Annotated in this window: 11 protein-coding genes; 3 read left to right on the top strand and 8 right to left on the bottom strand. The window is 47.4% G+C overall.

Annotated features, from left to right (window positions below; all coding sequences use genetic code 11):
• Positions 1-93: 93 nt before the first annotated feature.
• Complete coding sequence (locus tag QFZ48_RS17285; protein WP_089904439.1) at positions 94-522, bottom strand: FKBP-type peptidyl-prolyl cis-trans isomerase; 429 nt, start codon at positions 520-522, stop codon at positions 94-96.
• 104 nt (positions 523-626) lie between these two features.
• Here QFZ48_RS17285 and QFZ48_RS17280 point away from each other — a divergent pair, with 104 nt between their 5' ends.
• The gene (locus QFZ48_RS17280; RefSeq protein WP_429050816.1) at positions 627-1,793 is read left to right on the top strand and encodes an exo-beta-N-acetylmuramidase NamZ family protein; all 1,167 of its coding nucleotides are present in this window, start codon (positions 627-629) and stop codon (positions 1,791-1,793) included.
• Between the two features lie 69 nt (positions 1,794-1,862).
• Positions 1,863-2,789, top strand: a complete 927-nt coding sequence (gene fmt / locus QFZ48_RS17275) for a methionyl-tRNA formyltransferase (RefSeq protein WP_429063076.1) — start codon at positions 1,863-1,865, stop codon at positions 2,787-2,789.
• A 229-nt stretch (positions 2,790-3,018) separates the two neighbouring features.
• Here fmt and QFZ48_RS17270 read toward each other — a convergent pair whose 3' ends face one another.
• The 7 genes from QFZ48_RS17270 to hemH all read right to left on the bottom strand — a co-directional run bounded on the left by QFZ48_RS17270 (position 3,019) and on the right by hemH (position 11,336).
• Positions 3,019-3,978 (bottom strand): LysM peptidoglycan-binding domain-containing protein, encoded by a 960-nt coding sequence (locus QFZ48_RS17270; protein ID WP_429063075.1) that lies wholly within the window; start codon positions 3,976-3,978, stop codon positions 3,019-3,021.
• Between the two features lie 281 nt (positions 3,979-4,259).
• Positions 4,260-5,663, bottom strand: a complete 1,404-nt coding sequence (locus QFZ48_RS17265; protein WP_429050819.1) for a methyltransferase RsmF C-terminal domain-like protein — start codon at positions 5,661-5,663, stop codon at positions 4,260-4,262.
• Positions 5,664-5,912: 249 nt separating this feature from the next.
• Positions 5,913-7,379, bottom strand: coding sequence for an NAD(P)(+) transhydrogenase (Re/Si-specific) subunit beta (locus tag QFZ48_RS17260; protein WP_429050820.1), 1,467 nt, complete (start codon positions 7,377-7,379; stop codon positions 5,913-5,915).
• Positions 7,380-7,403: 24 nt separating this feature from the next.
• The gene (locus tag QFZ48_RS17255; RefSeq protein ID WP_079470407.1) at positions 7,404-7,715 is read right to left on the bottom strand and encodes an NAD(P) transhydrogenase subunit alpha; all 312 of its coding nucleotides are present in this window, start codon (positions 7,713-7,715) and stop codon (positions 7,404-7,406) included.
• A 30-nt stretch (positions 7,716-7,745) separates the two neighbouring features.
• Complete coding sequence (locus QFZ48_RS17250) at positions 7,746-8,876, bottom strand: Re/Si-specific NAD(P)(+) transhydrogenase subunit alpha (protein WP_370912434.1); 1,131 nt, start codon at positions 8,874-8,876, stop codon at positions 7,746-7,748.
• A 60-nt stretch (positions 8,877-8,936) separates the two neighbouring features.
• On the bottom strand, positions 8,937-10,283 hold the full coding sequence (hemG, locus tag QFZ48_RS17245) for a protoporphyrinogen oxidase (protein ID WP_429050821.1): 1,347 nt from the start codon (positions 10,281-10,283) through the stop codon (positions 8,937-8,939).
• A gap of 9 nt (positions 10,284-10,292) precedes the next feature.
• The gene (gene hemH / locus QFZ48_RS17240; RefSeq protein WP_429050822.1) at positions 10,293-11,336 is read right to left on the bottom strand and encodes a ferrochelatase; all 1,044 of its coding nucleotides are present in this window, start codon (positions 11,334-11,336) and stop codon (positions 10,293-10,295) included.
• A gap of 228 nt (positions 11,337-11,564) precedes the next feature.
• On the opposite strand from hemH, the gene hemA reads away from it, so the two are divergent.
• Positions 11,565-12,818, top strand: coding sequence for a glutamyl-tRNA reductase (hemA, locus tag QFZ48_RS17235; protein WP_429063074.1), 1,254 nt, complete (start codon positions 11,565-11,567; stop codon positions 12,816-12,818).
• The last annotated feature ends 3 nt before the right edge of the window (positions 12,819-12,821 follow it).

The raw sequence follows: 12,821 nt of genomic DNA, 5'->3' as shown, positions 1-12,821 counted from the left end.
GAAAATCAGGCAGCAGCATAAAAAAATTTACGGATGCAAGGGTAGTGTTATCCACCGGTTCCTGCATCCGTAAATCAAAAAAATAACTGAATATTATGCGATTTCAACCAGTTCGAGGTCAAATACCAGGTCTTCGCCAGCCAGCGCGTGGTTAGCATCCAGGGTAATAAATTCGTCGCCGATAGCGGCTACTTTTACCTGGAAAACCTGTCCCTGGGGATTGCTCATCTGCAATTCCATACCTACTTCAGGATTCAGATCAGCCGGGATATTTTCTTTTGGAAAATCCATGATCATTTCATCACTTTTGGGACCATATGCCTGATCAACAGGGATATGAATGGTTTTCTTGTCGCCAACTTTCATGTCCAGCACACCATTCTCAAAACCTTTGATAACCATACCGGCACCTACCTTGAATTCGAGCGGAGCTCTACCTTCGGAAGAATCAAAAGTAGTTCCGTTCGTTAAACGGCCATGGTAATGCACCTTCACTGTATCCCCGTTTTTAACAGTTTGCATAAAAATTAATTGTTTAGTGTTAATAATTACGCGCAAGATACAAAAAGCAGCCATAATCCGAGCTTTTTGATACAGTCAATAAAGCTTTGCATTATCTTAACGGTATGAACCGTATTCTCCTTCTTTGCATCTTCCTGGCAGGATGTATTTATGAAACCTCCGCGCAATATGCGGACCATGTATTGCCAGGCGCCACGCAAACAGCGCGTTACCTTCCGCTGCTGAAAAACAAGCGGGTAGCGATGATGGTGAATCAAACCGCCACCATCGATAAAATGCACCTGGTAGATTCCCTGTTGAAACTGAATGTAAAAATCCAGAAGATCTTTAGTCCTGAGCACGGCTTCCGCGGCAATGCCGGTCATGGCGAAAAAGTGGCCAACAGTATCGATTCCGCTACCGGCATTCCCATTGTATCGCTCTACGGGCAACACCGTAAAGCTACCGCTGCTGATCTGAAAGATGTGGATATCCTGTTGTTCGATATCCAGGATGTGGGTACCCGCTTTTTCACCTACATTTCGTCCCTGCAGGAACTGATGGAGTCCGCAGCGGAAAATAAAAAAACACTCATCATACTGGACCGCCCTAATCCCAACGGCGACTATGTAGACGGTCCCATCCTCGATACCGCCTACCGTTCCTTTATTGGCATGCAACCCATTCCTATTGTGCATGGCATGACGGTTGGCGAATACGCCCGGATGCTGAACGGCGAACGCATGCTTCGCAACAGCGTGCAGTGCGATATCAAAGTTATTCCCTGCGAAAACTACAGCCATAAAACATTTTACCGGGTACCTATCAAACCTTCACCCAACCTGCCCAATATGGCCGCTATCAACCTGTATTCCTCCCTCTGCTTTTTTGAAGGCACCGCACTTAGCCTGGGACGTGGTACCGACAAGCCTTTCCAGGTGTATGGCTCACCGGATTTTCCTAAAAAGGGTTACTCATTTACGCCCCGCGCCAGCGCTATCAATCCAACGCCTGTGCTGAAAGACCAGCTGTGCTACGGCTTCGACCTGAGCAATGCGCCTGAAGCCACGCCGCATACCGGCCGTAAAATTGAATTAAAATGGCTGCTGGAGGCCTATCGCATGTTCCCTGATAAATCTAAATTTTTCATTCCTTTCTTCAGCAAACTTGCCGGTAACAACATACTGCAGCAACAGATCGTGAAAGGGATGTCTGAAGCAGAGATCCGCAAAAGCTGGGAACCCGGACTGGCGAAGTTTAAGGTTATAAGAGCAAAATACCTGTTGTATTAAAAAGCAGAAGGGATAGCTTTCCGCTATCCCTTCGCTAAAATCCGCGAAAGGTCGTTATTTTTGCATCCTATGAGTAAAGATCTTCGCATTGTTTTTATGGGTACCCCTGATTTTGCAGTGGCCTCCCTCGATATATTAGTAGAGAACGGATTTAACGTAGTGGGTGTGATCACAGCGCCCGATAAACCCGCCGGTCGTGGTTTACAGCTGCAGGAAAGCGCAGTGAAACAATACGCAGTAAGTAAAGGACTTACTGTTTTACAACCGGAGAAACTGAAAAATCCCGATTTTATTGCAGCCTTAAAAGACCTGAAAGCTGACCTGCAGGTAGTAGTGGCCTTCCGCATGTTGCCTGAAATAGTATGGAATATGCCGCCGGAAGGCACTATCAATGTACACGCCTCGCTGCTGCCCAACTACCGCGGCGCCGCGCCTATCAACTGGGCTATCATTAACGGCGAAAAAGAGTCCGGCGTTACCACCTTCAAACTACAGCATGAAATAGATACCGGCGACATCCTGTTTAGCGACAAAGTAGCCATCCGTGAAGATGAAACCGCCGGTGAACTGCATGATGCCCTCATGCAAACAGGCGCCCGCTTACTGCTGAGAACTGTACAAGCCATTGCTGCCGGCGATATCAAGGAAACACCGCAGGCCAATATTCCTGCGGCAGCAATAAAACATGCGCCAAAAATTTTCAAGGAAACCTGCCAGATCAACTGGCAGGAGCCATTAAATAACATCTACAACCTGGTACGCGGCCTTAGTCCCTACCCCGCTGCCTGGACTACCTTCCAGGGCAAAACGCTGAAGATATACAAAGCCCATAAGGAACTTACTACACCCGCAAAAGCACCGGGCGACTTCGACACCGATCAAAAAACCTATATAAAAATAGCAGCGCCGGACGGTTATCTCTACCTGGATGAAATCCAGCTGGAAGGCAAGAAGAAAATGGATGTGGAGTCTTTCCTCCGGGGTTATCGCTTCTAATCGCGCGGATCTTGTCTTTCCCGCTGATTACGCTGATTATACTGATTAGCTGGATTTTTACTTTTGGATTTTTTTTTAGATTTCTAGATTTTCTTACAATAATAATTAAGGGAGATAAAAGCGAATCTATCCGCTTCTATCTCCCTTATCCTTTATAAAATCAAAATGTAAAAATCAAACTAATCAGTATAATCAGCGTAATCAGCGGGAAAGACAAAATCCGCGATCATCAATCCTCGTAGCTCAGTTCGCAGTAGAACTTCGTTTCGTTGCTGCCGAGTGCCTGCATGGCGCTGTCGCTCAACTTGATGATGAGGCCTGCATTGGCTTTCATCTGTGGTATTACATCCAGTACTTTGGCGTATACCGCTTTGCCGTTGAGAGGGTTGGTTACTTTGATGATGGTGCCGCGTGGTGCAGTGTTGTGCAGCGCATAGTATTTGCCTACTGCATTGCTCTTAAACCAGGTACCAGGGCCCTTTTCGGAAGTAGTTTTCTTGCCGTTATTGGTTTGCTGCTCATACAATTGTTCAAAATCAGTGCTGCTGCTAACAGGTGCAGCTTTAACCGGGGCAGGCGCAGGAGTTTCTGTTACTTCTGCTACGGGGCGTGTTTCAGGTTCTTTCTTAGCTGTTTCCTTTTCTACCGGAGGTGGGGGTGGTGGTGCCTGTGTAACCACTGGTTCAGGCGCCGGTGTGGCTTTCTCCTTTACTTTTTCAGGACGGGGAGTTGCTTCTGCGGCAGCTCCGCCGGCTTTCATAAAGCCCACAACTATGTAGCTGTTTTTTTTGAGTCCATCTCCGGAAAAATTATTCCATTGACGGATATTATCCAGCGGCACTTTATTGTAGTTTACGCTTACACGGTATAAAGTTTCTTTTTCGGATACTTTATGATATACGGGTTTGCCGGATGCATCCGCCTTTTGTGAAAAATTGGCGGTAGTGAGCGGGATGTGAAGCTTGTGGCCAAGCTGTAATCCCTGTTCCATATTCACTTTATTGGCCGCAGCAATTTCCTTCGGTGGTAATCCGTAAGCGCGGCTAAGGCTATAAAAATTTTCTCCTTTTTTAACAACATGGGATATATAGAGAGCGGGGGAAGTACCTTGTACTTCCAGCGTGTCCTGCGCCTGCGCCGCCGCTGCACTAAAACCAAACAAGACGATTGATAGAATCGATTTTATCATACTAACTCTGTTTATGATGGATATGCTGACTACTGCTCTCTTTCATTTTACGGAAACATCTGTTCCGCAAAGCATATTAATCCGGTATCACAGCAGCAGCAGATCCTGAATTTTTATCTGCTATTTCGGGCAACGAATATATGCGTTAAAATTGACAAAATTATTTAATAAACCAAACGGAGAAAATCCCTTTTTGTTGTGGCCACCGGTATAAACGGCGCCCCGTTGGCACTGTATTTCAAAGTTGGTATCATTCCCGGATAAATAGCGCCCGGCTGTTTTTACACCCCGGTAATTTCTTTCAGGATGCGCAATTCTTTGGGGTAGTAATTGTTCATGCGGTTGGGTAAAATTTTCGCCCAGCCGAGGTTCATGTCCTCATATCTTACCAGTGCCCAGCCACGCACCCTTGTATTCACTCCCGGATCCTCCTTTCTCAGGTATTGTAATGCCTGGCGCAAATCCAGGGATACCACCGGCAGCTCATCAGATACCAATGTACTGGCTGCCAGCTGATGATCGGGAATCAATTCCTTCGCACTGGGATGTCCCGCTTTTACACCCGCCTTGCGAATATACAATTGTTGCCGCAACAATGGTATTTCTGTTGCCACCAAAGGTGGTAAAATCAATACTTCTTCCTGGTGCATGAAATACTGGTAATTGTCGGGTATATTTATCCAGGGGGTAATCACTTCCTGCTGGCGGGCAGTTAATGCTGTTGATTTATGCTGCTTCGGTTTACGCGGAGTTTCGCTGCTGCGCTTACGGAAGGCAGCTATAAAAAACCCTTCTCCCTTCAGTTTGTCCGGGTAAAACCGGTAACCGGCACAATTTCGTTTGTGCGTTACCGTTGTAACAATACTCCATTCCGGGTTCAGGGTAACCGGGATATTTTCCAGTTCAAAATGATCCGCCAGCCAATCCAGGATCGCTTCATCTTCTTCTGCAGAAAAAGAACAGGTGGAATAAATGACAACGCCGCCTTCTTTTACACTTGGCAGCATATCTGCCATAATCCTTTGCTGCCGCTGGCTGCACAGCGTTACATTTTCCGGCGACCATTCCTCCACCAGTTCCGGATCGCGACGGAATAAACCGGAGCCGGAGCAAGGCGCATCCACTACTGCCAGGTCGAAATAACCAGGCAATCGTGAAAAGTCACGCGGATCATTATTACTCACCACTACATTCGCAGCCCCCCATTTTGTGAGATTGTCTGACAGCAGCGCAGCGCGTGGCTTAATTACCTCATTGGCCACCAACAGGCTATCCTGGCTGATCAGGGATTGCAGTAAAGTGGATTTTCCGCCCGGAGCAGCGCAAAGATCCAACACCTTCAGTGGTTGCGAAAGATCTACTGTTGCCCGCACCATTTGTTCCAGGAACATAGAAGATGCCTCCTGCACATAATAGGCGCCCGCATGAAAATAAGGATCAAAAGTAAAGGAAGGCCGCTCCGGTAAATAATACCCCTCCCTGCTCCAGGGGACTGGGGTGGCACCGGTGACAGACAAGGATTGCAGCACGGCTGCCGCCCGTTCCGGCGTTTTTATTTTATTGGGATTCAATCTCAGTGAAGTAATCTTTTCGGCGGCGGCATGCACCTGCTCAAATGTTTCCCGGTTATAACCCGGAAGTCCCGCTAACGAATCTAATAGCGCTGCTGGTAATTGACTGGACAAAGGAAATTTTTTCCGCAAATTTAGCAAAAATGCGGAGATATGAGCGTAGGTTGTCTTTCTCGCTGATTACGCTGATTATACTGATTAGTTTGATTTTTACTTTTTGGATTTTATAAAGGATTTAAAAAGATTTGGGTAGATAAAAGCGAATATGTCCGCTTATATCTACTCAAATCCTTTAAAATCCAAAGTGATCAAATCCCTAAATCAGTATAATCAGCGTAATCAGCGAGAAAGACAAAATTCGCGTTATACCTCCTTGATAGCGGAAAGCAGCTCCTGCAACACCTTCTTGGCGTCGCCGAAAAGCATGGAGGTTTTGGGTTGGAAAAAGAGGTCGTTTTCGATACCGGCATAGCCAGGTTTCATACTGCGTTTATTAACGATTACCACTTTGGCGTTTTCAACTTCCAGGATAGGCATGCCATAAATAGGGCTGGCCGGATCGCTCTTCGCTGCCGGGTTTACCACATCATTGGCGCCTAAGATTAATACCGCATCTGTTGTGGGGAATTCGGCATTGGCATCCTCCATTTCCAACAACTTTTCATAGGGCACATCTGCTTCGGCCAACAGCACATTCATATGCCCGGGCATACGGCCTGCTACCGGGTGGATCGCATATTTTACTTCCACACCTTTCTCCTCCAGCTGCTTCTCCAGCTCGTGACAAGCATGCTGGGCCTGCGCCACCGCCAAACCATAACCCGGTACAATGATCACTTTATTGGCATATGCCAGTACTACGGCGGCATCATTCAAACTAATTTCTTTATAGTTGCCCTGCTCCTTTCCGGAGGCAGCAGCGCCGGTCGCACCACCGCCGAAAGAGCCTATCAGCACGTTTTTCAAGGAACGGTTCATGGCCTTACACATGAGGATGGTGAGGATAGTTCCGGCTGAACCTACCAGGATACCACCGGTGAGCATCACTGGATTACTGTACAGGAACCCGCCACAGGCCGCTGCTACGCCTGTAAATGAATTCAACAGGGAAATCACCACCGGCATATCCGCCCCGCCAATCGGCAGCACGAATAATACCCCATAGAACAATGCCAGCAGGAAAATAACATAAAATACAACCATGCCTGTTCCAGGCGACAATCCAAAAATACACACCAGCCAAACAGACAGCCCTACTATCAGCGCCAATACGCCCATGTTGAGGAAGTGCTGTCCATTGAAAGAAAAATCCTTCACCTTTCCGGTGAGCTTTCCCCAGGCAACAATACTGCCTGCACAGGATACCGCGCCAATGATCAGGCTCAGCAAAATGATGATCACCATGCCTTTGGATGCAGACGACTCCAGTAACTGAAGTGCCAGATGATCGTCAGAAACAGGTGCATATAAATTCTTTATCAACTTGATCAGGTGGTCAAATTCCACGATAGAAATAAGCGCCGCACATGCACCGCCCATCCCATTGAACATACTTACCATTTCCGGCATCGCCGTCATCTTCACTTTCTTTGCGGACAACACGCCTATTACACCACCGATGACCAGCCCGGTGAATATCCAGCCATAATTATGCAGGGGGGCATCATTTACCCGGTAGAGAAAGATAGTGCCGAGAATAGCCAGCGACATTCCTGCGGCAGCCACCAGATTGCCTTTTCGGGCAGTATCCGGTTTACTTAACATTTTCAGTCCGAGGATAAAAGTAACAGAGCCGATCAGGTAAATAATTGATAAAATGCTGGATCCCATAAGTATTATGCTTTTAGCCGTTAGCTATTTCTTTTTGCCTTTGAACATTTCCAGCATACGGTCGGTGACTACAAAACCACCTACCACATTGATCGTACCCAGGATCACCGCCAGGAAGCCGATGATCAGCGCGGGATAATTATCCGCTTCGGCCTTCCCCATCACAATGATGGCCCCGATAATTACAACGCCGTGAATAGCGTTGGCGCCGCTCATCAATGGTGTATGCAATACAGACGGCACCCTCGAAATCACTTCTATTCCTAAAAAAACAGACAGGATAACGATGTAGATAAGATCGATATGCTGGTGAAGAAAAGTTAAAATATATTCCATATCAGACGGGTATTTTTACGATCTCGACTACTAAGCTGGCTGCATCAGGTTTTTCACACGGTCATTCACAATTTCACCGTTGTGCGTAATACAGGCGCCTTTCACAATATCATCTTCAAAATTCAGGTGCAGCGCTCCCTCTTTTGTTAATATCAGTTTCAGGAAATTGAATAGATTCTTTGCATATAACTTGCTGGCATCCGCCGGCATAGTGGCAGGCAGGTTGGAATTCCCGATGATGGTAACTCCTTTGTACTGCACGGTTTCATTGTTCTTTGTAACGCTGGTGTTACCGCCCGTAGCGGCGGCAAGATCTACAATCACGGAACCGGCGCGCATGCGGTCCAGCATATCGCTGCTTACCAGTACCGGTGCGGCTTTACCCGGGATTTGCGCGGTGGTGATCACAATATCTGCTTTCGCAATGCTCTCCGCAATACGTTGTTGTTGCTGCTGCTTATAGGTTTCGCTTTGTTCTACCGCATAGCCGCCGGCGGAGGAAGCATCTGCCGCTCCTTCCACTTCCACAAACTTGGCACCCAGGCTCATCACTTCTTCTTTTACCGCAGGCCTGGTGTCAAATACTTCCACCACAGCACCCAAACGGCGGGCAGTGGCAATAGCCTGCAAACCAGCTACCCCGGCGCCTAATATCAATACTTTGGCGGGAGCAATACTGCCTGCTGCAGTCATAAACATAGGAAAGTAACGGGAATAGCTATACGCAGCCAGCAATACCGCCTTATAACCGGCTATATTGGCCTGGGAACTAAGCACATCCATTACCTGCGCACGGGTGGTGCGCGGGATGGTATCCAGGCTGAATGCGGTGATATTACGGGACGCCCAGTGCTCCACCTCGTTCACCCGGTACAGCGGTTGCAGAATACCCGCGATAATTTTCCCGGAAGGGATCTGGTCTGTTATTTCTTTTGACGGAGGCTGCAGGGTAAAGATGATATCTGCCCCGGTGAGGATGTCCGCAGCTGTTTTTATTTCCGCGCCCGCCTGCATATAGGCGTCGTCGTTATAAAAGGCATTGTCGCCGGCTCCCTGCTCCACCCACACGGTTACCGACATTTGCTGCAGTTGCTTTACTACTTCAGGGACAAGAGACACCCTGGTTTCGCCGTTTTTTTCTTTTAAAATTCCTGCAATCATCTGGTGGAAATTTATAATGGAATTTAAAGAAAAAACGGCAACAACGAACTATTTTCCTGTTTAATTTTTCTTCAGCGAAGCGGCCAAAGCAGCCGCATGTTGCAGTAAAGCCGGGATGGCTACGCCTTGCAGGTAGTTTCCTGCAATGTGAATACCTGGATATTTTTTTTCAAAGTCTGTTACAGCATTCCGCAACTTAACATGACCAACATTCAACTGTGGAATAGCCTTATTCCAGGTACTGAACCGCTGCATCACCGGCGGGGCCGACAGGTGCAGTAAAGACTGTACTTCCGAAACTACCTGCTGCTGCAGGGTTTCCGGATCCATCTGGTCAAACAGGCGTTCCTGCCTCGCTCCTCCCAGGAATACCGTAAACAGGATTTTCCCTGCAGGCGCCTTATCCGGGAAGATAGCAGAGTTGCAGATAGCACCGAGGAAATGCATATTTTCTGCATTCGGCACCAGGAAACCGAAGCCTTCCAGCGGCTGTGGCAGCGCAGCAGCGTCGAAGCCCAGGTGCAGCACGCCCATGCGGGGATAATGAATGTTGTTTAATAAGGCTGCGGTGGCCGCATCAAGTTGGGTGATGGTTTCCGCGGTGCTGTAAGCGGGAGTGGTCAGTACAACTTTTGAAGCAGTATAACTTTCCGAAACACCGTTTTCTACCGCACTCACAATGTACCCACCATTGGCAGCTGTGATGCCGGTTACGTTGCAATTAAAGCGTACAGGAGTAGTGAGTAACTGTTGTAAACGGTTTGTGAGCAGCTGGTTTCCGCCTTTAAAGCTGATGATTTTCCGGCCGCCCATAGCCCCTTTGTCTTTCATCAGTCCTTTGGTTACGCTGCCGTATTCCCGCTCCCATCGCGGAAGTGCAGGTAATACTTCCGCTACGCTCATCAGATCGGGATTACCGGCATAAATGCCTGATAATACCGGATCAAAAACATATTCAGCAATCTCTTTATTAAATCTTCTTGTTACAAAATCACTTACTGTTTCTTCTCCAGATACGGTTGCCGGTTTACGGAAGCGCTCTGTAAACAGCCGCCACTTGCTGCTCCGGCTGAGATACGGGGAAGCCATGATCTTAAAAGGGTGGGGAGAAACTGCATGCAGTTGTTTTCTTCTTACCAGGAAGCGGTTCTTGCTGGCGGCAGCAGCGGTCAGGATTTCCTTGTCAAGCCCCAGTTCTGTAAAGTATTGTAGCAATTCAGGAGAGGCTGCAATGGTATTGGCGCCTGCATCCAGCTCAAAACCATCTTCCCGTATAGATTTGATTACACCCCCGCTATGATCGGAAACCTCCAGTACCTGGTAAGGCACCTGCAGTTTCTGCAATTCATATGCAATGCTCAGCCCGGACAGGCCGGCGCCGACAATCAATACGGGTTGATCGGACATATGTTAAATTTAAACGGCTTCGGTTGCGATTATCTGCGTGCAATATTTAACCACTGCTTTTACCCACAACGGGTGAATATTCAAACACGGAATCATGGTGAAGGATTCACCACCGCTGTTCAGGAAAGAATGCTTCCCTTCTACTGCAATCTCCTCCAGTGTTTCCAGGCAATCTGATACAAAAGCAGGACACACGATCAACAGTCTTTTTTTCCCTTCGGCGGGCAATGTTTCCAGCAAACCTGCGGTGTAGGGCTTCAGCCACTCTTCACGGCCCAGCCTCGACTGGAAAGAGATGCCCCATTTTTCCCGCGGCAGTCCCAGCTTTTCCGCTACCAGCTCAGTGGTCACTGTAATCTGGTGACGGTAGCAGTAGTCATGTGCGGGCGATTTTACATGACAGCAGTCGTTTACCTTCATGCAATGAGCGCCGGTAGGATCAGCTTTGCGCATATGCCTTTCCGGTAACCCATGATAACTGAATAATACGTAATCATAGTCCTGCTGAAGATATGGGCGCATGCTTTCTGTAAGTGCATGGATATAGTCCGGTTCATCATAAAACGGCGGCACTACCGATAGCTTGAATTTGTATTTTTTCTTTTTGTAGATTTCCTGTGCGTATTCCACTGCTGTTTCATAAGAAGACATGGCATAATGCGGATACAACGGCAACAGCACTACTTCTTTCAGGTCAGGATTTTGTTTGAGCAGGTTGTCGTAGGCTACCTGCGGATGCGGATTACCATAGCGCATAGCTATTTCCACCGGAATCTCCATGTCGTTCTGCACCGCCATCTGCAGCTGCTTTGTTAAAGCCACCAATGGTGATCCTTCTTCCCACCAGATAGATTCATAAGCCCGGGCAGATTGCTCCGCACGCTTAGGCACAATGATACCTTCAATTAAGATCTTGCGGAACAACCACGGATAGTCAATTACACGCTTGTCCATCAGGAACTCATTCAGATAACGCTTAACATCCGGCACGGCGGTAGAATCAGGCGATCCGAGGTTCATTAATACTATTCCAACATCAGATTTAGATACCATTTCTTTTAAATTGGTGCAAAAGTAAGCAAAAAGCCGAAAGCGAAAAGCATTATAGTCGCCATGCAGCCTGCACGATTAGTGTCATTCTTTTGTAAAGGCAAAACCTGATAAAAATCATTTTTTCGTCGTAATGATTACCAGTAGTAGAAATGACACACTAATGACAGCTAACCCCTTTTGTTTGGGACGTATGAAAGTACTTTTGCAACCGGAAGCTTATACAAAATCATGCAGGTCAGTCATTCAAAAGAAATAGCAAATTTTCATATCGTTGGCATCAACTATAAGAAAACAGACGCTGCTATCAGGGGATTATACGCCATCAATCCGGCTCAGTATCAACAACTCCTGGAGCATGCCAGGGTAGTGCAATTAGACGATCTTTTTGTGCTCTCTACATGCAACAGAACGGAAGTATACGGATTTGCAGCGAACCCGGGGCAGTTGTTGGATTTGCTTTGCAGGGAATCAAACGGCGACAGAAGCCAGTTGGAAGAATTAGCTTATACCAAATCGGGAGAAGAAGCTATCAGGCATTTGTACCAGGTAGGTACAGGCCTCGACTCCCAGATCCTCGGCGACTACGAAATCATAGGTCAGATACGTAACGCCACTAAATTTGCCAAAGCGCATCACAGCCTCGGCAGCTTCCTGGAAAGGCTTGTTAACAGCGTTTTACAGGTTTCCAAACTCATCAAAACTGAAACAGGACTCAGCAAAGGCACGGTATCAGTGGCTTTTGCCACCGTAAGGATGCTGGAACGCATTTGTCCTGATATAAAAGATAAAAAGATTGTATTGCTGGGTGTAGGCAAAATTGGCCGCAATACCTGCAAGAACATGATCGAATACCTCGGCGTAAAAGAAGTAACCCTTATTAACCGCACCCTGCAGGTGGCCGCCGAATTCGCCGGTCAGCACGGGCTGAAATACGCTCCTATCGAAGATATGGTCAGCGAAATGCAGCAGGCAGATGTGATCCTCGTTGCTTCCAATGCCCCGCATCCAACGGTATTGGCAAAACACCTCGGCAACACTTCTCCCAAACTCATCGTCGACTTATCCATTCCTTTCAATGTAGAAGCTGCAGTAGGTGAACTCCCGCATATCACCCTGGTGAATGTGGATGAACTCTCCAAAGTACAGGACGAAACCCTGCAAAACAGGCTGGGAGAAGTACCAAAGGCGATCTCCATCATCGATGAACATATGGAGGAATTCCTTTACTGGTATAAAATGCGCAAACACGCGGTAGTGTTGAAAGCCGTAAAAGATAAACTGCAGGAAATACATACCCGCGAAATACAGCAACAGAAAAACGGAGGACACTACAACATGGAGGATATCGAACTCGTATCTTCCCGTATCATACAAAAAATGATTAATCTCATGGCTGGTAAAGTACGCAAGGAAACAGACAAAAGCGACCAGTACATCGCCATGATCAACGATATTTTTGAGACCGGAGTTAACCAGGAATAAACA

It is taken from the genome of Chitinophaga sp. W2I13 (genome assembly GCF_050434005.1).
Classification (GTDB): Bacteria; Bacteroidota; Bacteroidia; order Chitinophagales; family Chitinophagaceae; genus Chitinophaga.
Note: the sequence above shows the minus strand (reverse complement) of the source record. Positions and strands in the feature narration are given on the sequence as shown.